The organism is Pseudomonas sp. SDO5215_S409 (genome assembly GCF_054071325.1).
On record NZ_JBSVWN010000025.1, the window covers coordinates 59,058 to 82,192 of the forward strand.

A 23,135-nucleotide genomic window follows, 5' to 3' on the forward strand; every position below is an offset into this window, starting at 1 on the left:
GTGTCAGTCCTGCACATCGGGCGGCGGCGCGCTGGGCGGTTTGGCGGTGAGGGAGGTGATCTTGATCAGCAGGGCCAAGTGACCGCCGTCCAGATAGTTGAGCTGGTTGTTTTTGGTGCGTACGTCTTTTTGATTGAGGTGTTCGCTGGCGACGACGCTGCCATTGCTGTCGAACTGGTTGACCCAAAACGCCGCATCAATGTCGGTGAAACGCCCCAGTTGCAGGTTGAGCGTACCCTCGATCGGGAACTGGCCGAATTGCGCCTGGCCGTCGGTGATCGCAAGCCTCACCGGCTGCTCGCCGAGGCTCTGTTCCCAGGCCTTGTGCAGCAAAACGGTGTAGTTATTGTCGGCGGTCAGTTTCTCGACAATATTGCCCAGCCGTGGCGGGCTCAGCTTGTCGGTCGGCAAACCGGGTGCGCCGGCGGCCCAGTCCTCGGGCGCCGCACGGCTGTTGATCACCGGCTCCGCATTTTGGCGGACCAGAATCATTTCCACCTGATACAGGCTGTCGGCAAACGCCGAGGGTGCAAGTACCACCAGCAACAGGCTCAGGGTGCGAAACAGGCGCATAGGGCGTCCTTCAAGCAGATTTGGGGATAAGGCGCTCAAACAGCGCCTCCAATGTATTAAAGCGTTCTTCAGGGCGTTCCATCGGCACCATGAATTTGAACAGCGTAGCCCCTTCGAACTTGTAGCGATTGGGCTGGCCCTGAATCAGCTTGATCAACACCAGCGGGTCCACCGGGGTCTGCGCTTCAAACTCGATGCGCCCGCCTTGAGGGCCTGCATCGATCTTTTTGATACCCAGTTGCTCGGCCTGCAATTTGAGCAGGGTCAGGCGCACCAGGTTTTTGGTCGGTTCGGGCAACAGGCCGAAGCGGTCGATCATCTCCACTTGCAGGTCCTTGAGGCCTTCCTCGTCGGTGGCGGACGCGATGCGTTTATAGAGAATCAGCCGTGCATGCACATCCGGCAGGTAGTCTTCGGGGATCAGCGCCGGCAGGCGCAAGTTGATTTCCGGGCCGCCTCCCAGCGGTTGGTCGAGGTTGGGTTGCTCGCCTTTGCGGATGGCTTTGACCGCGCGTTCAAGCATTTCCATGTAAAGCGTGAAGCCGACTGCCTGGATCTGGCCGCTCTGGCCGTCGCCCAGCAGCTCGCCCGCGCCGCGAATTTCCAGGTCGTTGGTGGCCAGCACAAAACCGGCGCCCAGGTCCTGGGTGTTGGTGATGGCTTCCAGGCGTTTCTCGGCGTCCCCGGTGATTTGCTGGCGCGGCGGCGTCAGCAGGTAGGCGTAGGCCTGGTGGTGACTGCGCCCGACCCGGCCGCGCAACTGGTGCAACTGGGCCAGGCCGAACTTGTCGGCGCGCTCGATGATGATGGTGTTGGCGCTCGGCACGTCGATCCCGGTCTCGATGATGGTCGAGGCGATCAGCACGTTGAAGCGCTTGTGGTAGAAGTCGCTCATCACCTGTTCGAGTTCGCGCTCGCGCATCTGCCCGTGGCCGATGCCGATACGCGCTTCGGGCACCAGTTCGGCGAGGTCGGCGGCGCATTTTTCGATGGTCTTCACATCGTTGTGCAGGTAATACACCTGGCCGCCGCGCAGCAATTCGCGCAGCAGGGCCTCCTTGACCGTGCTCTTGTTCTCTTCCATCACAAAGGTGCGCACCGACAAACGCCGCGCCGGGGGCGTGGCGATGATCGACAAGTCGCGCATGCCCGACACCGCCATGTTCAGCGTGCGTGGGATCGGCGTGGCGGTCAGGGTCAGGATGTCGACTTCGCTGCGCAGGGCCTTGAGTTGTTCCTTCTGACGCACCCCAAAACGGTGCTCTTCGTCGATGATCACCAGGCCCAGGTTTTTGATCTTTACATCGTCCGACAGCAGCTTGTGCGTGCCGATCACGATATCGATCTTGCCCTCGGCCAGGTCGGCCACCGCGGCGTTGACTTCCTTGGCCGACTTGAAGCGGCTCATCACTTCGACGGTCACCGGCCAGTCGGCGAAGCGGTCGCGAAAGCTGTTGTAGTGCTGCTGGGCGAGCAGGGTGGTGGGCACCAGGATCGCCACTTGCCGGCCGCCATGCACGGCGATGAAGGCGGCGCGCATGGCCACTTCGGTCTTGCCGAAGCCCACGTCGCCGCACACCAGGCGGTCCATGGGCTTGGGCGCGAGCATGTCGGCGCGCACGGCGTCGATGGCGGTTTGCTGGTCGGGCGTTTCCTCGAAGGCAAAGCCTGCGCTGAAGGTGGCGTAGTCGGCCTTCGGGTCGGTGAAGGCATACCCTTCGCGCGCGGCGCGGCGCGCATAAATGTCCAGCAGCTCGGCGGCCACGTCGCGCACTTGTTCGGCGGCTTTGCGCTTGGCTTTCTGCCAGGTTTCAGAGCCCAGGCGGTGCAGCGGCGCCAAGGCGTCGTCGCTGCCGGTGTAGCGGGCGATCAGGTGCAGGTTGGCCACGGGCACATAGAGCTTGGCGCCCTCGGCGTATTCCAGGGTGAGGAATTCGGCGGCCTGGTTGTCGATTTCCAGGGTCTGCAGGCCCAGGTAGCGGCCCACGCCGTGGTCGATGTGCACCACCGGCGCGCCTTCGCGCAGTTCAGTGAGGTTCTTGATGACGGCGTCGTTGTTGGCGTCGGCGCGTTTTTCGCGGCGCCGGCGTTGCATCACGCGCTGGCCGAACAGCGGGCTTTCGGCGATCAGGGCCAGTGCCGGGTCATCCAGTTGCAGGCCTTCATTGAGCGGCGCAATGGTGATCGCCAGGCGATCTTTGCCAGCGACGAAATCGGGCCAGCTGTCGACGGTTTTCGGGCGCAGTTTCAAGCGTTCCAGCAGTTCCAGCAGCACTTCACGACGGCCAGCAGACTCGGCGGTAAACAGCACGCGGCCAGGGAAGTCGCCGAGGAAGTTCGACAGGGCTTCCAGCGGCTGGCTGGCCTTGGCTTCAATCGCCAGGTTCGGCAGTGCTTGCGCGGGGAAGCGCGACCGACCGGCGCCGGTTTCGACGTCTTGCTGGCTGGCAACAATGCGCGGCCAGTCTTTGAGGCGGGCGAAGCAGTCTTCTACCGGCAGGAACAGCTCGGCAGGCGGCAGTAAAGGCCGGGACGGGTCGATGCGGCGTTCTTCGTAGCGGTTGCGCACGTCGTTCCAGAAGTTTTCCGCCGCCTGCTCGATGCCCGGCAGCGAGAACACCTGGGTGTCCTGGGGCAGGTAGTCGAACAGGGTCGAGGTTTCGTCGAAGAACAGCGGCAGGTAGTACTCGATACCGGCGGGCGTAATCCCGCTGCTCAAGTCCTGAAAGATCGGGCAGCGACGGAAGTCCACGTCAAAGCGTTCGCGAAAGCGTGCCTTGAAGCGCGTGACCGCGTCTTTTTGCAGCGGGAATTCCCTGGCCGGCAGCAGCTTGACCGAATCGACTTTGTCGATGGAGCGCTGGTTTTCTGGGTCGAAGGTGCGCAGGGTTTCGATTTCGTCGTCGAACAGGTCGATGCGGTACGGCAGTTTGCTGCCCATCGGGAACAAGTCGAGCAACGCGCCGCGCACGGCGAATTCACCGTGTTCGTACACCGTGTCGACGCAGCGGTAGCCACTGGCTTCGAGGCGAGTGCGCATCACGTCAACGTCGAGCTTCTGGCCGACGTCCAGCACCAGGCTGCTGCCCAGCAGGAACTTGGTCGGCGCCAGGCGGTGCAGCGCCGTGGTGATCGGCACCACCAGCACACCGTGGGCCAGTTCCGGCAGGCGGTACAGGCTGGCGATGCGCTGGGAAATGATGTCCTGGTGCGGCGAGAACAGGTCGTAGGGCAGGGTTTCCCAGTCCGGGAAATGCAGCACCGGCAAATCGGGGGCGAAGAAACTCAGCTCCTGTTCCAGCCGCTCGGCACTTTGGCTGTCGGCGGTGAGCAGCAGGGTGAAGCGCTTGGCAGCGCTGGCAGCCTCGGCAATGGCCAGGCTCAGGGCGGCACCGGGCAGGTTGCCCCAGTGCTGTTTACCTGCCTGGGCAGGGAGTTGCGGTAGACGCAGGACGGGCACGGAAGGTTGAGCTCCAGCGTTGCGACAAAGTCGGTAATTGTAACGGCCTGGAGTGCCGCCTGTCAGTTGCTGACTGTGCCTATTACGGATTGAAGGAAATGTAGTGGCTATGACAAACAATGCTGTCTTTTGACTCATTATGTAGTGCAAAAAACGGCGGATATTTCGGAGGGTTACGGACAAGTCCGTCGGGTCTTTCTTTGGGTGCTGTTCTGGAGGCCGCGTATTTACTGGGCTCTAGCGGGGGGCTGGATTTTTTGCAAGGGTTTTAGTTGCCGGGCGCGCATTGCTCAGGGCCGGTGTGGGCGGCATAATGTAGCCCCTTTTTTCAGCCCCTACATGTGGAAGGTTCCCGTGACTCAGAAGCCCGACCAGTGTCTTGGTGAATGGATTGATCGTGAAGCACTCGCTGAGGCGATGATTCCGCTTATCGGTCAGCTCTACCGCAATAACAATGTGGTTAGCTCGATCCATGGCCGCAGCCTGATCAACCAGTCAGTCATCGCGATTCTCAAGGCTCATCGCTTTGCGCGCCATCGTTCTGCTGACGATAGCGAACTCTCCGTCCACGAAACATTCCCGCTGCTCAAGGCCATGAGCGAGCTCAAGCTCGGCGCGGCCTCGGTAGACCTGGGCAAGTTGGCCAGCAAGTTCAAGGCCGAAGGCAATGGCCGCACGGCCGAGCAGTTCGTGCGTGAAGAACTGGCCGACGTGGTTGGCCAGCAAAGCGCCGCAGCCCGCAAAGGCACCGACGTGGTCCTGTACGGTTTTGGCCGTATCGGCCGCCTGTTGGCGCGCATCCTGATCGAAAAAACTGGCGGCGGCGACGGCCTGCGCCTGCGTGCCATCGTTGTGCGCAAAGGCGCCGACAACGACCTGACCAAGCGCGCCAGCCTATTGCGCCGCGATTCGGTACACGGTCCGTTCAACGGCACCATCGTCATCGACGAAGCGAACAACACCATCACCGCCAACGGTAACCTGATCCAGGTGATCTACGCCAAGAGCCCGACTGAGGTGGATTACACCCAGTACGGCATCCAGAACGCCCTGCTGGTGGACAACACCGGCGTATGGCGTGACGCCGACGGCCTGGGCCAGCACTTGGCCTGCCCGGGTGTCGACCGCGTGGTGCTGACCGCGCCTGGCAAGGGCAAGCTGAAAAACATCGTTCACGGCATCAACCACGGTGAAATCACCGCTGACGACAAGATCGTGTCCGCCGCGTCCTGCACCACCAACGCCATCGTGCCGGTGCTCAAGGCCGTGAACGACAAGTTCGGCATCGTTAACGGTCACGTCGAAACCGTTCACTCGTACACCAACGACCAGAACCTGATCGACAACTTCCACAAGGGCGATCGTCGTGGCCGCAGCGCTGCGCTGAACATGGTGATCACCGAAACCGGCGCTGCCACCGCGGCGGCCAAGGCCCTGCCTGAACTGGCTGGCAAGCTGACCGGCAACGCGATCCGCGTTCCGACGCCTAACGTGTCGATGGCCATTCTCAACCTGAACCTTGAGAAAGCCGCCACCCGTGAAGAGATGAACGAGTACCTGCGCTACATGGCGCTGCACTCCGATCTGCACAAGCAAATCGACTTCGTCAATTCGCAGGAAGTGGTGTCCACCGACTTCGTGGGCTCGCGCCACGCCGGTGTGGTCGACGCTGAAGCGACCATCACCCAGGACAACCGCGTTGTGCTGTACGTGTGGTACGACAACGAGTTCGGTTACAGCTGCCAGGTGGTTCGCGTGATGGAAGACATGGCCGGGGTCAACCCGCCAGCGTTCCCGCGCTAAGCCCTAGCGGTCCATGAAAAAGCCCCGACTGGTTCGGGGCTTTTTCATGCCGGCGAGAGTCGTCTAGCGGCGATCCAGTAGAACGACACGGTGGTCATGACCACCAACGCCATGCCCGCGATGACGCTGCTCAGTTGAGCAGGCTTTTGCGCAGGCTGTCGGACAGGCCTTTGGGCGCCAGCCAAATGCCCAGGTACGCCTTGACCAACTCATCGTTGTGGCTGCTGAACACCACCTTGCCGTTGATTTCCAGGTTCATGCCCCGCTGCGGCCTGAAATCCAGCGCGTAGCGATCACCCGGCTCAATGTCGCGAAAACTGTTGTGCAGGCGGTCCAGGTCCGGTTTCAGGCGGGCGAGGGTAGCCGGTGTCTGTTGGCGTTCAAGGGCGCTGGTCGCGGCGTCGATGACATCGTCGCGGTCGATTTCACGCAGGTAATAGAGTTCCAGTCGCAGGTCTTTTTGCTGGTCCAGGGCTTGGGTGGCGGTGATGCCCGCAGGGGCATAAAGCGCCACGGCGTAAATATCCACCATCAGGTAGGTGGCAACTGCCTGGCTTTTCAGGGGTAATTGGCTCGATTGCGTCGCGAAGTTGGCCTGTTTGAACCGGTCGGCATCGCTGGCCATGGCCGGGATGGCGAACATTAACAATAAACAGACAACGACATGTCGCATAATGGCCCGCTCTGCAAAGGTGAAGGTTTACAGGTTAATTGAATGTTTGGTCGCTGCGCCATGGGCACTCATTGGCGGGGCTGAACGGGAGATGAACGCTGTGCCGTAAAGGCAAAACTGGCCTCCAGCGCGACCAAGGGTTAATGTGCCCCGCGTTGAGCCTTATATAGACTGTGCCCGGGCTCACACACTTGAGCCACATTGATCCTTCATGGCCGCTGGCCGCGGCATGATTTAGCCAGGCGTTTAACCGTACGCCTGGCCTGTTCTGAGGAGTACGCATGGCTGTCTACAACTACGACGTGGTGGTACTGGGTTCCGGCCCGGCTGGAGAAGGTGCGGCGATGAACGCTGCCAAAGCGGGGCGCAAGGTGGCGATGGTCGATAGCCGTCGCCAGGTCGGCGGTAACTGCACCCACTTGGGGACCATCCCGTCCAAGGCCTTGCGTCACTCCGTGCGCCAGATCATGCAGTTCAACACCAACCCGATGTTCCGGGCCATTGGCGAGCCGCGCTGGTTTTCGTTTCCGGACGTGTTGAAAAGCGCGGAAAAAGTCATTTCCAAACAGGTCGCCTCGCGCACCGGCTACTACGCCCGTAACCGTGTAGACCTGTTCTTCGGCACCGGCAGCTTTGCCGACGAGCAAACCGTCGAGGTGGTCTGCTCCAACGGCGTGGTCGAAAAACTGGTGGCCAAGCACATCATCATCGCCACCGGCTCGCGCCCGTATCGCCCGGCCGACATCGATTTCCACCACCCGCGTATCTACGACAGCGACACCATCCTGAGCCTGGGCCACACCCCGCGCAAACTGATCATCTACGGCGCCGGTGTGATCGGCTGTGAGTACGCCTCGATCTTCAGCGGCCTGGGTGTGCTGGTGGAGCTGGTGGACAACCGTGACCAGTTGCTGAGCTTCCTCGACTCGGAGATCTCCCAGGCGTTGAGCTACCACTTCAGCAACAACAACATCACGGTGCGTCACAACGAAGAGTACGAGCGGGTCGAAGGCCTGGACAACGGGGTAATCCTGCACCTCAAGTCCGGCAAGAAAATCAAGGCCGACGCCTTGCTGTGGTGCAACGGCCGTACCGGCAACACCGACAAGCTGGGCATGGAAAACATTGGGGTCAAGGTCAACAGCCGTGGCCAGATCGAGGTGGACGAGAGCTACCGCACCTGCGTGCCGAATATCTACGGCGCCGGTGATGTGATCGGCTGGCCGAGCCTTGCCAGTGCCGCGCATGACCAGGGCCGTTCGGCCGCTGGCAGCATTGTCGACAACGGCAGCTGGCGGTATGTGAACGATGTGCCGACCGGGATCTACACCATTCCCGAGATCAGCTCCATCGGCAAGAACGAGCACGAACTGACCAAGGCCAAGGTGCCTTACGAAGTGGGCAAGGCATTTTTCAAGAGCATGGCGCGTGCACAGATCGCCGGTGAGCCGCAGGGCATGCTGAAGATCCTGTTCCACCGCGAAACCCTGGAAGTCCTGGGCGTGCATTGCTTCGGCTACCAGGCCTCGGAGATCGTGCACATCGGCCAGGCCATCATGAACCAGCCGGGTGAGCTCAATACGCTGAAGTATTTCGTCAACACCACGTTCAACTACCCGACCATGGCCGAAGCCTATCGGGTAGCGGCCTACGACGGCCTCAACCGGCTTTTTTGAGCGGCTCCGGCCGGTGGCCTGAGCCGGCCGGGGAGACCGATTTCAGTAATTCCCGAGGGTGGCAGTGGCCAAACCGGGAAAGTCTGTAATCAGGCTATCTACGCCGAAGTCGGCGAGCCTGCGCATCAGCGCGGGTTCGTTGACCGTCCACACGGACACGTGCAGCCCCTGGCGCTGGGCCTTGGCCAGTCGTTCAGGGGTGCACAGCGTCCAGTTCAGCGCCAGGATTTCACAGCCATAGTTTTGCGCGACCTTCAGCGGGTCGAGCCAGGCGTATTCGGCGACCAGTCCACGGGACAGGTCCGGCGTCAGCTCTTGCGCGGCTTTCAAGACTTCACGTGAGCTTGAGGTCACGGTGACCTTGTCCATCAGGCCGAAACGCACGGCCATTTCCCGAATCGCCAGCACCGTGGTGGCTGCGCGGGTGCGCGAGGCGCTTTTGACTTCCAATTGCCAGTGATCGAAGTCGCACTGTTCAAACAGGGCTTCCAGGCGCGGGATCGGGCAAGGGTTGACCCAACCCGGGCCGCCTTTGCGCGCGTCCATCTTGACCAGGTCTGCCGCCGAGTACTCGACGACCTTGCCGCGCCGGTCGGCGGTGCGTTTGAGGGTAGGGTCGTGGATGACCATCAGTTCGCCGTCCATGGACAAGTGCAGGTCCAGTTCGCAGCGGCGTACGCCGTGCTTGAGGCATTCCTGAAAGCTGGTCAGGGTGTTTTCCGGTGCTTCGCCTTTGGCGCCGCGGTGGCCGTAAATCAGGGTCACAATTGCTCCTTTACGCCAGGTGTCCTGGCGGGGTGGATGACGCGACGCGCCATTCAATGTTCGTAATCACTCTTCTTCTTCGCTTTGCTCGCGGGCCAGGCGCCGTTCCTGAGCCTGCTTTTGCAGGATGTAGCGCGCCAGCAACTGGCGTTGGGCATCGGTCATGGACTCAAATTCTGTGCCCACATCAAACCCGGTGCCCTTGGCATCGCAGTGGGTCACCCGGGCGCGCAGCAGCAGGCCCAGTGCCTGGGGCATCAGCACCAGCTTGACCGCCAGATGAGCGCCGGGTTGCAGGGGGGTAGGGTGCTGGAAGTCGATGCCGCCTTCGGAAATGATCACCGGCTGCGGCGCGCCGACCTCGCTGAGCAGGCCGCGTGCCATGACCTGGCTGAGCAGGTCCAGGCGTTTGTTCTGCACCTTGAGGAAGGCGGCCAGGGTGCGATCTTTTTCGTTGATCTGGCGCAGCAGGTGCTGGGCCTCGAATTCGCTCAGGTGCAGCTCACTGAGCAGATTGAACAGCGGGGAATCATCCAGCAACACTTCCTTGGTCGCCGCCTGCTGCGCCGACAGGCTGCTGATTTGGAGTGCGATCATGTCGTCGATACGGTAGTATTCGCGGCGTTCTTCTTCATCTAATGTCGACATGGCGAACCCAAGGCAGCGGTAATGGTCTGAGTGTAAAGCTGCTTACCAGACCCCGCCACCGGGACGTCTTCTTTTCCTGTGAACAAGCCCCGACATGTTCAGACCTCTCTTCGTATTTATCGGCACGCGTTACACCCGTGCCAAGCGCCGCAGTCATTTTGTGTCGTTCATTTCCCTGACCTCGATAATCGGCCTCGCCCTGGGCGTGGTCGTGATGATCGTGGTGTTGTCGGTCATGAACGGCTTCGATCATGAGATGCGCACCCGCGTGCTGGGCATGGTGCCCCACGCCACCATCGAGTCCGGTGACCCGATCAGCGACTGGCAGGGCCTGGCCGACAAGGTCAAGCAAAACCCCAAAGTGCTGGCCGTGGCGCCGTTCACCCAGATGCAGGGCCTGCTGACCCACGACGGCAAGGTGCAAAAAATCCTGCTCAATGCCATCGACCCGGTGCAGGAGCGCAAGGTGTCGATCATCGATAACTTCATGCAGCAGGGCAAACTCGACGACCTGACGCCCGGCAGCTTTGGCATCGTGATCGGCGACAAGGCCGCGGGCAAGCTGGGCGTGGGCATCGGCGACAAGCTGACGTTTGTCGCCCCGGAAGTCACCGTCACCCCCGCGGGCATGTTCCCGCGCATGAAGCGCTTCACAGTGGTGGGCATCTTCCATGTCGGCGCCGGTGAAATCGACGGCTACCTGGGCGTGACCAACCTCACCGACCTCGCCCGCCTGCACCGCTGGCAGCCGGACCAGGTGCAGGGCCTGCGCCTGAAGTTCAATGACCTGTTCGATGCACCGCGCACCGCGTGGGAAATCGCCCAGCACCTGGGTGAGAACCAGTACTTCGCCCGCGACTGGACCCGGACCCACGGCAACCTGTACCAGGCCATCCGCATGGAAAAAGCCATGATCGGCCTGCTGCTGTTGCTGATCGTCGCCGTGGCGGCCTTCAACATCATCTCCACGCTGGTGATGGTGGTGAACGACAAGAAGGGCGATATCGCGATCCTGCGGACCTTGGGCGCCACGCCGGGGCAAATCATGGCGATCTTTATGGTGCAGGGCAGCGTGATCGGCGTGGTCGGCACCTTGATCGGCACGGCGGTGGGTATTCTTGCTGCGTTGAACGTCAGTGCGGCGATTGCTGGCCTGGAAGGTCTGATCGGCCACAAGTTCCTCAATTCCGATGTCTATTTCATCGACTACTTGCCGTCCCAGGTGCAGAGCCAGGACGTGTTGATGGTCGGCGCTGCGGCGTTGGTCTTGAGTTTCCTTGCCACCCTGTATCCGGCCTGGCGCGCGGCGCGCACCCAGCCAGCGCAGGCATTACGTTATGAGTGAATCGGGCATGAGTGAAAAAGCAATCCTGAGCTGCCGCAACCTGGGCAAATCCTACGAGGAAGGCCCGGAGTCCGTGGTGGTGCTGGCCAACCTGCAACTGGAGCTGCACCCGGGCGAACGCGTGGCGATTGTCGGCAGTTCGGGGTCTGGCAAAAGTACCTTGCTCAACCTGTTGGGCGGCCTGGATACGCCGTCCCAGGGCAGCGTATGGCTGGCCGGTGAAGAGTTGTCGGCGTTGGGTGAAAAAGCCCGTGGCCAGCTGCGCAACCGTTCGCTGGGTTTTGTGTACCAGTTCCACCACCTGCTGCCCGAGTTCACCGCGCTGGAAAACGTGTGCATGCCCTTGTTGATCGGCAAGACCGCGATCCCGGAGGCCCGCAAGCGTGCAACCGAGCTGTTGCAACGTGTTGGCCTGGCCCATCGCCTGGCGCACAAGCCGGCCGAATTGTCTGGCGGCGAGCGTCAGCGTGTGGCTATCGCACGTGCCCTGGTGAACAACCCGGGCCTGGTGATGCTCGATGAGCCGACCGGCAACCTCGACTCCCACACGGCCCAAGGCATCAAAGACCTGATGCTCGAGTTGAGCACGCAGATGCGCACCGCGTTTCTGGTGGTGACTCACGACATGGGCATGGCGCGCCAGATGGACCGCGTGCTGCACTTGCAGGAAGGTCATCTGGTCGCTATCTGACCCGTTTCAAGCCCGGTGCCTGGCGCCGGGTTTTCATTTTTTAAACGGTGCCCGCGAATGTTCAGACCGTTATCGATTTTTATCGGCACGCGCTATACCCGCGCCAAGCGCCGCAACCGTTTTGTCTCGTTTATTTCGATGACCTCGATGATCGGCCTCGCCTTGGGCGTGCTGGCGATGATTGTGGTGTTGTCGGTGATGAACGGGTTTCAGCGTGAAATGAGCTCGCGCATTTTGGGCATGGTGCCCCATGCCACCATCGTCGGCGTCAACCCGATCAGCGACTGGCAGCCCGTGGCCGCCGCCGCGTTGAAAAACCCCGAAGTGACCGCTGCCGTGCCGTTCACCGAAATGGACGGCATGCTCTCCTACAAAGGCGGCATGCAGCCGATCCAGATCAGCGGTATCGACCCTGCGGAGGAGGGCAAGGTGTCCATCGTGGCCCAGCATATCGTCCAGGGCCGCCTGGAGGACCTCAAGCCCGGGGAGTTTGGCGTAGTGATCGGTGACATCACCGCCCGGCGTTTCCGCTTGAACGTTGGCGATAAGTTGACTTTGATCGTGCCCGAAATCAGCAGCGCCCCCGGTGGGATCACCCCGCGCCTGCAGCGCTTGAGCGTGGTGGGTGTGTTCAAGGTCGGCGCCGAGCTGGATGGCTCCATGGCCCTGATCCACATGGCCGATGCCGCGCAGATACAGCATTGGCAACCCAACCAGGTGCAAAGCGTGCGCCTGGCGGTAAAAGACCTGTATGCGGCGCCCAAAGTCTCGGCAGACATCGCCACCGGCCTGGGGGCCGACTACAAGGCGGACGACTGGACCCATACCCAGGGCAGCCTGTTCAGCGCGATGAAGATGGAAAAAACCATGATCGGCCTGCTGTTGCTGATGATCGTTGCGGTGGCGGCGTTCAACATCATCGCCACGTTGATCATGGTGGTGAACGAGAAGGGCGCGGACATTGCGATCCTGCGTACCATCGGCGCCACGCCTCGCCAGATCATGGCGATCTTCATGGTACAGGGCACGGTGATCGGGATTGTCGGCACGTTTATCGGCGGCGTGCTGGGCGTGATTGCCGCGTTGAATGTCAGCGAAATGGTGGGCTGGGTCGAGCGCGTGACCGGCCAGCATATCTTCAGTTCGGATGTTTACTTCATCAGCAACCTGCCGTCCGAGTTGCAGGGTGGGGACGTGGTGCTGATTTGTACCGCCGGGTTTGTGTTGAGCTTTCTGGCGACGATTTACCCGGCGTACCGGGCGGCGAAAATCGAGCCGGCGCACGCCCTCCGCTACTCGTAGGGGTCAAGCTTGCTGTTGCAGGCGAGCCTGCATCAGCGGGGTGTTGGCAATTGGATTAGAAACCGGGTCCACCCGGTTTCTGATTCGCACCAGATCCTTGCGCCATGTGCCCGCACAATCGACTGGGTAATGGCCAGGCCCAGGCCTGCATGTTCGTCATGCCTGGCCGGGTCCGCCCGGTAAAAGCGGTCAAACAGCTTCGGCAACAGCGCTTGTGGGATACCGTCCCCGGTGTTTTCCACGCTGAGCGTCGTGACCTCTGCGCCTTCAACGATGCGCACTCTCACAAAACCGCCCGGCGGGGTAAACCGCAGTGCGTTATCCAGCAAGTTGGAAATCGCCCGGCGCAGCATGCTGCGATCGCCCTCGATGGCGGCGGCCCCCTCCAGGTGCAGGCTCACTTGAGCGTCCTCCGCCAGCAACGCAAAGAACTCCAGCAAGGCGTGTACTTCGTCGGCCAGCACCAACGTTTCGCGTTTGGGCATCAGCAAGCCATGGTCGGCCTTGGCCAGGTACAGCATGTCGTTGACCAGTTGCGCCATCCATTGCAGCTCCTCCAGGTTGCTGTGCAGCGCCTCGCGGTAGTCCTCCAACGGTCTGGGTTGTGTGAGCGTGACCTGTGTCTGGGTGAGCAAATTCGACAGCGGGGTGCGCAGTTCGTGGGCAATATCGGCGGAAAACGCCGAGAGCCGCTGAAAACCATCATCCAGGCGCACGAGCATGGCGTTGAACGCGTGGGCCAGTTCGGCCAACTCGGCCGGCATATGCTCAGAGGGCAGGCGGTGGGTCAGGGAGTGGGTGGAGACGCTGGCGGCCACTTCGCTCATGCGCCTTAAGGGCCTCAAGCCGCTACGGGCGGCCCAAGCCCCCAGCAGGGCAGTGGCCAGTGCCGAGAGGCCCACGGTCAGCCAGATCAGGCGCTGCATGCGTTGCAAAAAATGTTGATGGTGGGTGATGTCGAGCATCAGCGTCAGTTGCGGTGTGCCAGGGTTGCCTGGCACCAGCCCGACGTTATAGACGCGGTAGCTGGTCCCGGCGTTTTGCAGGTTGTGCAGGCCCGGCGAGCGGGGCAGGGGCATGCCCGCCGTCGCATCAAACCAGGGCTGGCCATCGGCGGCGGTGATGCGCAGGCTGAGGTCGGGTTGGCGATTGAGTTCTTCACGCAACTTGGCTTCGCGCGGGCCAAACAGTAGCGGTGTATCGGCGCCTTGCAGCGTACTGCGCAAGGCCACCAGTTTGCTGTCGAGCAACTGCTTGTCCAGCTCGATAAAGTGCGCCTCGCTGGCGCGGTTGAACAACACGCCGGCCAGTAACGACACCACTGCGGTACAGCCGGCGAACAACAGCGCCAGGCGGCTTGTCAGGGAAATCCTTTTCATCATGCGGACCGTTCCTCAAGCACGTAGCCCATGCCGCGTACGGTATGGATGAGCTTGGTGGGGTAGTGGTCATCAATCTTCAGGCGCAGGCGGCGGATGGCGACTTCGATAATGTTGGTGTCGCTGTCGAAATTCATGTCCCACACCTGGGAGGCGATCAGCGATTTGGGCAGCACTTCGCCTTGGCGGCGCAGGAGCATTTCCAGCAAGGCAAACTCCTTGGCGGTGAGGTCGATACGCTGGCCGTTACGCTCCACACGGCGGCGGATCAGGTCCAGGCGCAGGTCGGCTGCTTGCAGGCAGGTGTCTTGTTGCGTGTTGTTGCCCCGGCGTAGCAGGCTGCGGACCCGGGCCAGCAGTTCGGAAAAGGCAAAAGGCTTGACCAGGTAGTCGTCGGCGCCCAGCTCCAGGCCGTGTACGCGGTCTTCCACGGCATCCCGGGCGGTCAGGAACAGCACCGGCACGTCTTGCCCGGCGCTGCGCACCGCTTGCAGGATTTGCCAGCCGTTGCGCCCTGGCAGCATCACGTCGAGAATCAGCAGGTCGTAGTCGCCGGTCAGCGCCAGGTGCTGGCCGTTGGTGCCGTCGGCCACCCACTCGGTGTTGAACCCGGCCTCGGTCAGGCCCTGGCACAGGTACTGGCCGGTTTTGGGTTGGTCTTCGACGATCAGCAATTTCATGGGCAAGTCTCGGCAAGCGGTAGGCAGGCTTTATACAGGGCGCGCCGGGGAGCGGGCGCCAGCTGACAAACTTGTAATCTAGCCGTCAGCTGGCTGGCAGCGACGGGTTATTAACGTGTTTCACAGGCTGATTTCAAACCCTTTGGAGAGTGATGATGGTTTTGCGTAAATCCTGGTTGTTGGCTGCTTGCCTGTTTGCCCTGAGTGCTCCGGTGTTTGCCTCCCCGGCGCAAACCTTTGCCTTTGGCGAGGCGGCGCCCGCGGCCAAGGCCACCCGCACCGTGGAAGTGGTGCTGCAGGACATTTCTTTTTCGCCCAAGTCTCTGGACGTAAAGGCCGGTGAGACGGTGCACTTTGTGTTGATCAATAAGGGCCAGTTGCTCCACGAGTTCAACCTGGGCGACGCGGCCATGCACGCTGCTCATCAGCAAGAAATGCTCAAAATGCAGGCCAGCGGCATGCTCACCGCCACCGGCATGAAGATGGATCACAGTGCCATGGGGCATGGCGACATGGGCGGTATGAAGCATGACGACCCCAATAGCGTACTGGTCGAGCCGGGTAAAACGGCCGAGTTGACCTGGACATTCACCAACGCCAGCGCCCTGGAGTTCGCCTGTAACATCCCCGGGCATTATCAGGCCGGTATGGTCGGCAAGCTGACCGTCAGCCAATAAGCGGCGAAGCGTAAAGGCGGGTGTAAAGGCTGGTAGACTGGCCGGGTTTATTTAGCCAGGTTTTTGCCATGCATCCCGCAGCCGAACATTCGCCGCTGGGCAAGTCCAGTGAGTACATTTGCACCTACACCCCTTCGTTGTTGTTTCCCATTCCTCGCGCGGCCAAATGGGCCGAGCTTGGGCTGAGCGCCGAAACCTTGCCGTATAAAGGCGTGGACTTCTGGAACTGCTTCGAATTGTCCTGGCTGCTGCCGTCGGGCAAGCCCGTGGTGGCCATCGGTGAGTTCAGTATCGCGGCTGACTCGCCGAACATTATCGAGTCCAAGTCGTTCAAGCTGTATCTCAACTCGTTGAACCAAACGCCGTTTGCCGACGTGCAAAGCCTTGAAGCCACCCTGCGCGCCGATCTGAGTGCGGCGGCTGGCAAGCCGGTCGGCGTGCGTATTCGCAGCCTGGCCGAGGTCGAGGCGCAAGGCGTGGTCGCGTTGCCGGGCACCTGCATTGACGACCTGGATATCAGTGTCAGCAACTACGAGCAGCCGCGCCCCGAGCTGCTGCGTTGTGATGACTCGCGCATCGTGGAAGATAGCGTGCACAGCCATTTGCTCAAATCCAACTGCCCGGTAACCAGCCAGCCAGACTGGGGCAGCGTGGTGGTGGAGTACCGTGGCGCCGCACTGGACCACGCGAGTTTACTGGCGTATCTGGTGAGTTTTCGTCAGCACTCGGACTTCCACGAGCAATGCGTGGAGCGCATCTTCCTGGACTTGCAGCGTTTGCTGAAGCCGGAAAAACTGACGGTGTACGCACGTTATGTGCGCCGGGGCGGGCTGGACATCAACCCGTACCGCAGCACACACGACCTGGCGTTCCAGAACGTACGCCTGGCCCGTCAGTAACGTGGACGCGGGAGCCGGCAGACCGGCCCCCGCCGAGGGGCTGTAAACCTCAGATCCCGATGTTGCCCAGGGTTTGCACGATATTGCGCAAGGTCCCGGCGATACCTGGGTGTTCCAGCTCGAAGCGCTCCACGGCCAGGTTTACACCGTCGGCGAGGCTGGGGTTCTGGAGGGCTTCTTCCAAGGGGATCTGCACTTCAAGCTCGGCAATCAGCGCCTGCAACTCTTCACGTTTTTCAAGAGGCAGCGGCGGGTCCTGTTCCAATTGCTCGCGCAGGAGGTTGACCTGTTCTTGCAGTCGTTCGCGGGCAGGCATAGCGTTGTTCCTTTTATCGATAGGCACTGGCATAGACCGCGGCACGCCGTGAAAGGTCTACGGACTGACCTGTAGATTAATCCAACAGTGCTTGCCGTGCCTGATCTCGATCAGGGCTTCTCGCCTTTGAGCTGGCGCAGGCTGATGTCGGCCAGGCAGGTTTGCAGCTCGCCCAGGTGGTCGATCACCGAATGCACGCCCAGCCCGTAGAGCGCAACCGTCGCCTTGGCGCGTTTATGCTCGCGCTCCTGCTCACTGAGTGCGTGCCATTGCGCCGGTGCAAGCCCGCACAACGAGCCGCAGGAGGCCAGCCCGATGGTCCACAAGCCGGCATTCAGACCTGATTGCAGCAAGCGAGGCTCGCCGCTGACCAGCACGCAGCCTTCCAGGCGTTCGATGTTCAAGTCCATCAGGGCTTGCCAGCACGCATGGGGTGCAGGCCAACGGGCGGGGGGCGCCGAGGCGGCCTTGACGGAGCGGGGGAGCGCGGCGGCGAGCGAGGTGCTGACCTGTGGCGGCAACTCTTCCAGCCAGGCACACGGAACGTTTTGCTCGGCCAGGTGGCGCAGGATATCAAGGGCGCCCGGGGTGGCGTGTGAATCGCTAGTGGCGGTGGGGAGGGCGCGCGCCTGGGAACCGAAGTCCACGAGGCAGCCACTCAGGCCGAACAAGACGGCAGTCAAGGACGGCGCGCTGGCGGCAACAATTTCGGCGGTGTGCATTTCGACGTCCCTGAAATAGCAGTGACGCTATAGGGCGCGGATGACAGGCACGTTACACCCGCTGTTTTTGTAGGAGTTTTATACATTTGTTGAATGACGATTCCGCAATGCTGCCTAATCTAATACTTCCGTCATATACTGACGACCTTATTCAGGGCATAGCGCCCATGACTGATCATTCAAGGAGCTAAAGCTATGCGCTGGAGCCATCTTCTCGCTCAGCTATCGGTGTGTGCCAGCGTCTTGCTGGTGCCTTTCGCCGCCCAAGCGGCCTCGCAAGACGATCCGTGGGAAAGCGTCAACCGTCCTATCTTCACGTTCAACGACACCGTTGATACCTATGCGCTCAAGCCTCTGGCCCAGGGCTATCAGTTTGTCACCCCGCAATTTGTGCAGGACGGCGTGCACAACTTCTTTCGCAACATCGGTGACGTCGGCAACTTCGCCAACGACGTGCTGCAGCTCAAGCCGCACGCCGCGGGTGTAGACACCGCGCGTCTGCTGGTAAACACCACGTTTGGTGTACTGGGCTTGATTGACGTGGGCACCAAAATGGGCCTGCAACGCAATGACGAAGACTTCGGCCAGACCCTGGGCTACTGGGGTGTCGGCAGCGGCCCGTATGTGATGCTGCCGTTGCTGGGCCCAAGCACCGTGCGTGATGCGCCGTCGCGTTATGTCGACAGCTTCACCCAGCCGTACCGCTACATGAACGATATCGACTGGCGCAACAGCACCTTTGGCCTGAACATCGTTGACACCCGTGCCAACCTGCTGTCGACCGAAAAACTCATCAGTGGCGACAAATACACGTTCATCCGTAACGCTTACCTGCAGAACCGCGAGTTCAAGGTGAAGGATGGCAAGGTCGTAGACGATTTTTAAACAAAGCGTTTCAAATGCGAAAGGCGACCTCGGTCGCCTTTTTCGTGCGTGTAATTTCAGGCCTGCCAAGGGCTTACATCCTTACTTTACGTCGCGGTTTTACCGGTTCTTATAACTCCCGGTGATTTGCCGGGTAAAGACGCCCTGCGACCATCGCCATGAGCTTGAAACCCCTGGCGGATGGGAGTACCGTCTGCGCCTTAGAAGGGCACCTCTGCTTTACCGTTGTGCATGGGTAAAATCCCGGTACGTTGTAGGACAGAGAGGCTGGAAAGCGAATCCAGTAGTGTGAGCCAGGTTACGAGCCAGGCTGCCTACACCAACCTAATTCTGGCGCCGTTTGCCCACATGCAAAAAACCAGTGCCACGCTGCTGATAATCGATGACGACGAAGTAGTGCGCGAAAGCCTCGCGGCCTATTTGGAAGACAGTGGCTTCAGCGTCCTGCAGGCCGGCAATGGCCTTCAGGGTCTTCAGGTATTCGAGCGCGAAAAGCCCGACCTGATCATTTGCGACCTGCGCATGCCTCAGGTGGGTGGCCTTGAGCTGATCCGCCAGGTCACCGACATTGCCCCGCAGACCCCTGTGATCGTGGTATCCGGCGCGGGCGTGATGAGCGACGCGGTCGAAGCCTTGCGCCTGGGCGCCGCCGATTACCTGATCAAGCCTCTGGAAGACCTGGCGGTGCTGGAGCATTCCGTACACCGCGCGTTGGACCGTTCGCGACTGCTGCTCGAAAACCAGCGCTATCGCGAGAAGCTGGAAACCGCCAACCGCGAACTCGAAGCCAGCCTGAACCTGCTCCAGGAAGACCAGACCGCCGGTCGCCAGGTGCAGATGAACATGCTGCCGCAGAGCCCGTGGACCATCGACGACTTCCAGTTCGCGCATCAGATCATCCCGTCGCTGTACCTGTCGGGGGATTTCGTTGACTACTTTCGTGTGGACGAACGTCGCGTCGCGTTCTACCTGGCCGACGTTTCCGGCCATGGTGCATCGTCTGCCTTTGTAACCGTGCTGCTGAAGTTCATGACCACACGGTTGCTGTTTGAATCCAAGCGCAATGGCACCTTGCCGGAGTTCACCCCTTCGCAAGTGCTGGGCCACATCAACCGAGGCCTGATCAGCTGCAAGCTGGGCAAGCACGTGACGATGGTCGGCGGCGTGATCGATGAACAAACCGGTCTTTTGACCTACAGCATTGGCGGTCACCTGCCATTGCCGGTTTTGTACACTCCAGACAGTGTGCGTTATCTGGAAGGGCGTGGTTTGCCGGTGGGCCTGTTCAACGAGGCCACCTATGAAGACCATATCCTGGAACTGCCGCCGACCTTCAGCCTGACGCTGATGTCGGACGGCATCCTGGACCTTCTTCCAGAGCCTACACTCAAAGAGAAAGAAGCCGCCTTGCCCCAACGGGTCAAGTCGGCGGGCGGCAGCCTGGATGGCCTGCGGCAGGTTTTTGGATTGGCCACGCTAGGGGAGATGCCGGATGATATCGCCCTATTGGTGTTGAGCAGGAATCTTTGATGAGTACCGGAAGAATCCAATTCGCCGAGCAAGACGGGACCTTTGTCCTGAAGTTTGTCGGTGAAGTGCGCCTGACGTTATGTTCGGCGTTGGATGCGACGATTGAGCGGATTTTCACAGCCCTGAATTTCTCGGCCATCGTGATTGATCTGACCGAAACCCGCAGCATCGATAGCACCACCCTGGGGCTGTTGGCCAAGTTGTCCATTCTGTCTCGGCAGAAGGTCGGCCTGCTGCCAACGGTGGTCACCACCCACGAAGACATTACCCGGCTCTTGCAGTCCATGGGCTTTGATCAGGTGTTCAACATCGTTGACCGCCCGATCCCGTGCCCGGAATGCCTGACCGACCTGCCGTCCCAGGACCAGTCCGAGGAAGTGGTACGGGTCAAGGTACTGGAAGCCCACAAGATCCTGATGGGCTTGAACGACTCCAACCGCGAGGCGTTCCACGATCTGGTGAATGCGCTGGAGCGGCATTGACCTGACCCAGCGGCAAGCGTGAAAAAGGGCGGTACCCTCACAGGTACCGCCCTTTTTGTCGTAGCCAGCGTTAGAGCTTGGCAGTCAACAGTGCTTCAAGCTTTTCCTGGTCGCGGGCAAACTGACGAATGCCTTCAGCCAGTTTCTCGGTGGCCATCGCATCTTCGTTGGACTCCCAACGGAACTGCGCTTGCGTCAGGTGCACACGTGCTTCACCGGCATGGCCCGGCGACAGTTTGCGCTCCAGCTTGCCGTTGTCTGCTGCCAGCTTCTCCAGCAGGTCGGGGCTGATGGTAAGGCGATCGCAGCCCGCCAGTTGTTCGATCTGGCTCAGGTTGCGGAAGCTTGCGCCCATCACGACCGTCTTGTAGCCGTTGGCCTTGTAATAGTTGTAGATGCGCGTTACCGACTGCACGCCCGGATCATCGGCGCCGGTGTAGTCGTTGCCGTTGGCCTTTTTGTACCAGTCGTAGATACGGCCCACGAACGGCGAGATCAGGAACACACCGGCCTCGGCGCAGGCCACGGCCTGGGCGAAGGAGAACAGCAGAGTCAGGTTGGTCTGGATGCCTTCTTTTTCCAGCTGCTCGGCGGCGCGGATGCCTTCCCAGGTCGACGCGATTTTGATCAGCACACGGTCGCGGCCAACGCCTGCTTTTTCGTACAGGTCGATCAGACGATGCGCACGCTTGAGTACAGCATCGGTGTCGAACGACAGGCGGGCGTCCACTTCGGTGGAAATACGGCCCGGCACCACTTTCAGGATCTCTTGACCGACCGCTACCGCAAAGCGGTCACTGGCCAGGCCTACGTCGCCGTTGCAGTCCTTCACGCACTCATCCAGCAGGCGGGCGTAAGCGGGAATGGACGCCGCCTTGAGCAGCAGGGACGGGTTGGTGGTGGCATCTTGTGGCTTGACGCGAGCGATAGCTTCAAAGTCGCCAGTGTCGGCAACCACAGTGGTGAATTGTTTGAGTTGTTCCAGCTTGGAAGTCATGGGCGTGCTCTGTCCTAGGGGTTCGGTGACATTACCCGAGCGCTGACAGCCGCTCAAGGCGCAAATGCGATCGATCGTTTGCGAGGGCAACAACCTGAAAACGGCCGTTTGAAAGGCAGGCTTTGCTACAAGCTAGGAGGCCAAATGGTCGAACAGGTTCAACGCCAATGACCTGCGGCACACCCACCGCGCGCCGCTCAGCGCCCCTCCAGAAGCGCCCCGGCCTGATCCAGCAGTGCCAGCGGGTCCTGGGCCTTGTGAATATCCACCGACAACAACTGCCGAAACCTGCGCGCTCCGGGAAACCCGGTGCCTAGCCCCAACACATGGCGGGTAATGTGATGCATCACCCCCCCGGTCGCCAAATGTTCAGCAATATAGGGACGCAACTGCGCCAGCGCCTCGGCCCGGCCTATTACCGGCGCTGTGCTGCCAAACAAGCGCTGATCCACCTGCGCCAACAAATACGGGTTGTGATAAGCCTCGCGGCCCAGCATCACGCCGTCGAAGGTCTGCAAGTGTTCCTCGCACTGTTCAAGCGTCTTGATACCGCCGTTGAGCACTATTTCCAGCGCCGGGAAGTCCTGCTTCAACTGCGCCACCACGTCGTAGCGCAGGGGCGGAATATCCCGGTTCTCCTTGGGCGACAACCCTTCCAGAATCGCGATCCGCGCATGCACGGTGAAACTGGTACAGCCCGCGTCCTGCACCTGACCGACAAAATCACACAGTTGGGCGTAGCTGTCCCGGCCGTTGATCCCGATGCGGTGTTTAACCGTGACCGGAATCGACACCGCATCGCGCATCGCCTTCACACAATCGGCCACCAGCGCCGGATGAGCCATCAGGCACGCACCGATCATGTTGTTCTGCACCCGGTCGCTCGGGCAGCCGACATTGAGGTTGACCTCGTCATAACCTGCGGCCTGGGCCATGTTTGCGCAGGCGGCCAGATCGGCGGGAACACTGCCCCCCAGTTGCAGGGCCAAGGGGTGCTCGGCCTCGTCATGACCCAGGAAACGCTCGTGGTCGCCGTGGAGGATCGCGCCGGTGGTGACCATTTCGGTGTAGAGCAGGGCATTTTTTGACAGCAGGCGCAGGAAGAATCTGCAGTGTCTGTCGGTCCAGTCCATCATGGGGGCGACGGAAAAGCGGCGGGACAGCGGAGCAGTGTTTAGGCGCATAGGGAATCTAGGTCAGGGAGACGAATGGCGCAGTTTATCAGGGAAGGGCAGTCGGTGTGGGAGGCCTGATTTAAGTGTTTTTGCCAAGAGTAACGATGCGTATGCGGAAATATACCGAGTGGCCGACTTATCGTGGATGATCTTGGTTCAGATGAGTTGATCCGTTTGCACTCTGCCCGACAGGGAGGGGGCGAAATCCATTGATGGTCGACTACTTTCTACTTGCCGTGAAAAGTTGCCACGTGAGCTTAGGGATTCGCAAAGAAGAGTAGCACGATCAAGGCTTCTTGAACTTGCAAGGGTTAAATATCCCGTTTGACTAATAAGTCTTTTAAATTGGGTGACGGTAAATATTACTGTGATGAAAAAGCTTTGCGGCTGTGCATGGGGCACTTTGAGGGTGTCAGAAATTTTGTGTTCGGGCATAACATGAGTAAGAGGTGCATAT

22 protein-coding genes are annotated in these 23,135 nt (G+C 60.7%); 10 read left to right on the forward strand and 12 right to left on the reverse strand.

Going from position 1 to position 23,135, the window contains the following annotated elements; genetic code table 11:
* Window positions 1-3: 3 nt before the first annotated feature.
* Together ACW9H9_RS14880 and mfd are read right to left on the reverse strand one after the other, a co-directional pair.
* Window positions 4-573: a CsiV family protein gene (locus tag ACW9H9_RS14880; protein WP_457343968.1), complete on the reverse strand. Its 570-nt coding sequence runs from the start codon at window positions 571-573 to the stop codon at window positions 4-6.
* 10 nt (window positions 574-583) lie between these two features.
* Window positions 584-4,033, reverse strand: coding sequence for a transcription-repair coupling factor (gene mfd, locus ACW9H9_RS14885; RefSeq protein ID WP_457343969.1), 3,450 nt, complete (start codon window positions 4,031-4,033; stop codon window positions 584-586).
* Window positions 4,034-4,372: 339 nt separating this feature from the next.
* Here mfd and ACW9H9_RS14890 point away from each other — a divergent pair, with 339 nt between their 5' ends.
* Window positions 4,373-5,836: a glyceraldehyde-3-phosphate dehydrogenase gene (locus tag ACW9H9_RS14890; protein WP_457343970.1), complete on the forward strand. Its 1,464-nt coding sequence runs from the start codon at window positions 4,373-4,375 to the stop codon at window positions 5,834-5,836.
* A 130-nt stretch (window positions 5,837-5,966) separates the two neighbouring features.
* Here ACW9H9_RS14890 and ACW9H9_RS14895 read toward each other — a convergent pair whose 3' ends face one another.
* Window positions 5,967-6,509, reverse strand: coding sequence for a chalcone isomerase family protein (locus tag ACW9H9_RS14895; protein WP_457343971.1), 543 nt, complete (start codon window positions 6,507-6,509; stop codon window positions 5,967-5,969).
* A 281-nt stretch (window positions 6,510-6,790) separates the two neighbouring features.
* Between ACW9H9_RS14895 and sthA the strand changes: the two genes are divergently transcribed.
* On the forward strand, window positions 6,791-8,185 hold the full coding sequence (gene sthA, locus ACW9H9_RS14900; protein WP_457343972.1) for a Si-specific NAD(P)(+) transhydrogenase: 1,395 nt from the start codon (window positions 6,791-6,793) through the stop codon (window positions 8,183-8,185).
* A 42-nt stretch (window positions 8,186-8,227) separates the two neighbouring features.
* Here the strand turns inward: sthA and ACW9H9_RS14905 are convergent, their stop codons facing one another.
* A complete protein-coding gene (locus tag ACW9H9_RS14905; protein ID WP_457343973.1) occupies window positions 8,228-8,950 on the reverse strand; it encodes a glycerophosphodiester phosphodiesterase in 723 nt (240 codons plus the stop codon).
* Between the two features lie 66 nt (window positions 8,951-9,016).
* A complete protein-coding gene (locus ACW9H9_RS14910; RefSeq protein ID WP_457343974.1) occupies window positions 9,017-9,598 on the reverse strand; it encodes a PilZ domain-containing protein in 582 nt (193 codons plus the stop codon).
* 94 nt (window positions 9,599-9,692) lie between these two features.
* On the opposite strand from ACW9H9_RS14910, the gene ACW9H9_RS14915 reads away from it, so the two are divergent.
* From ACW9H9_RS14915 to ACW9H9_RS14925, 3 genes are read left to right on the forward strand one after another with little or no spacing between them, the layout of a single operon-like run.
* On the forward strand, window positions 9,693-10,943 hold the full coding sequence (locus ACW9H9_RS14915; RefSeq protein ID WP_457343975.1) for a lipoprotein-releasing ABC transporter permease subunit: 1,251 nt from the start codon (window positions 9,693-9,695) through the stop codon (window positions 10,941-10,943).
* Window positions 10,944-10,950: 7 nt separating this feature from the next.
* Complete coding sequence (gene lolD, locus ACW9H9_RS14920; RefSeq protein WP_457343976.1) at window positions 10,951-11,634, forward strand: lipoprotein-releasing ABC transporter ATP-binding protein LolD; 684 nt, start codon at window positions 10,951-10,953, stop codon at window positions 11,632-11,634.
* Between the two features lie 57 nt (window positions 11,635-11,691).
* Window positions 11,692-12,936 (forward strand): lipoprotein-releasing ABC transporter permease subunit, encoded by a 1,245-nt coding sequence (locus ACW9H9_RS14925; RefSeq protein ID WP_457343977.1) that lies wholly within the window; start codon window positions 11,692-11,694, stop codon window positions 12,934-12,936.
* A 32-nt stretch (window positions 12,937-12,968) separates the two neighbouring features.
* On the opposite strand, the gene ACW9H9_RS14930 is transcribed toward ACW9H9_RS14925, so the two are convergent.
* Together ACW9H9_RS14930 and ACW9H9_RS14935 are read right to left on the reverse strand one after the other, a co-directional pair.
* The gene (locus ACW9H9_RS14930) at window positions 12,969-14,318 is read right to left on the reverse strand and encodes a heavy metal sensor histidine kinase (protein ID WP_457343978.1); all 1,350 of its coding nucleotides are present in this window, start codon (window positions 14,316-14,318) and stop codon (window positions 12,969-12,971) included.
* Entirely contained in the window at window positions 14,315-14,995 is a 681-nt protein-coding gene (locus ACW9H9_RS14935) for a heavy metal response regulator transcription factor (RefSeq protein WP_457343979.1), read from the reverse strand. Before ACW9H9_RS14935 ends, ACW9H9_RS14930 begins: the two co-directional genes overlap by 4 nt.
* Before the next feature lie 155 nt (window positions 14,996-15,150).
* Between ACW9H9_RS14935 and copI the strand changes: the two genes are divergently transcribed.
* Window positions 15,151-15,672 carry a copper-resistant cuproprotein CopI gene (copI, locus tag ACW9H9_RS14940; protein WP_457343980.1) on the forward strand — a complete coding sequence of 174 codons (522 nt, stop codon included), beginning with the start codon at window positions 15,151-15,153 and terminating at the stop codon, window positions 15,670-15,672.
* 68 nt (window positions 15,673-15,740) lie between these two features.
* Window positions 15,741-16,571, forward strand: a complete 831-nt coding sequence (queF, locus tag ACW9H9_RS14945) for an NADPH-dependent 7-cyano-7-deazaguanine reductase QueF (RefSeq protein WP_457343981.1) — start codon at window positions 15,741-15,743, stop codon at window positions 16,569-16,571.
* 49 nt (window positions 16,572-16,620) lie between these two features.
* Here queF and ACW9H9_RS14950 read toward each other — a convergent pair whose 3' ends face one another.
* Both ACW9H9_RS14950 and ACW9H9_RS14955 read right to left on the reverse strand, forming a co-directional pair.
* Entirely contained in the window at window positions 16,621-16,887 is a 267-nt protein-coding gene (locus ACW9H9_RS14950) for a DUF4404 family protein (protein ID WP_457343982.1), read from the reverse strand.
* Between the two features lie 110 nt (window positions 16,888-16,997).
* Entirely contained in the window at window positions 16,998-17,609 is a 612-nt protein-coding gene (locus tag ACW9H9_RS14955; RefSeq protein WP_457343983.1) for an HAD family phosphatase, read from the reverse strand.
* A gap of 195 nt (window positions 17,610-17,804) precedes the next feature.
* On the opposite strand from ACW9H9_RS14955, the gene ACW9H9_RS14960 reads away from it, so the two are divergent.
* The 3 genes from ACW9H9_RS14960 to rssC all read left to right on the forward strand — a co-directional run bounded on the left by ACW9H9_RS14960 (window position 17,805) and on the right by rssC (window position 20,506).
* Window positions 17,805-18,494 (forward strand): MlaA family lipoprotein, encoded by a 690-nt coding sequence (locus ACW9H9_RS14960; protein WP_457343984.1) that lies wholly within the window; start codon window positions 17,805-17,807, stop codon window positions 18,492-18,494.
* Window positions 18,495-18,842: 348 nt separating this feature from the next.
* The gene (gene rssB / locus ACW9H9_RS14965; RefSeq protein ID WP_457343991.1) at window positions 18,843-20,024 is read left to right on the forward strand and encodes a two-component system response regulator RssB; all 1,182 of its coding nucleotides are present in this window, start codon (window positions 18,843-18,845) and stop codon (window positions 20,022-20,024) included.
* Window positions 20,024-20,506, forward strand: a complete 483-nt coding sequence (gene rssC, locus ACW9H9_RS14970) for an anti-sigma factor antagonist RssC (protein WP_003218919.1) — start codon at window positions 20,024-20,026, stop codon at window positions 20,504-20,506. The genes rssB and rssC overlap by 1 nt, the downstream gene beginning before the upstream one ends.
* A gap of 70 nt (window positions 20,507-20,576) precedes the next feature.
* Here rssC and tal read toward each other — a convergent pair whose 3' ends face one another.
* The 3 genes from tal to ACW9H9_RS14985 form a co-directional block, all read right to left on the reverse strand.
* Window positions 20,577-21,503 carry a transaldolase gene (gene tal / locus ACW9H9_RS14975; RefSeq protein ID WP_457343985.1) on the reverse strand — a complete coding sequence of 309 codons (927 nt, stop codon included), beginning with the start codon at window positions 21,501-21,503 and terminating at the stop codon, window positions 20,577-20,579.
* Window positions 21,504-21,700: 197 nt separating this feature from the next.
* Entirely contained in the window at window positions 21,701-22,687 is a 987-nt protein-coding gene (dusA, locus tag ACW9H9_RS14980; RefSeq protein WP_457343986.1) for a tRNA dihydrouridine(20/20a) synthase DusA, read from the reverse strand.
* Between the two features lie 147 nt (window positions 22,688-22,834).
* On the reverse strand, window positions 22,835-23,135 hold a 301-nt coding region (locus ACW9H9_RS14985), incomplete at its 5' end, for a hypothetical protein (RefSeq protein WP_457343987.1).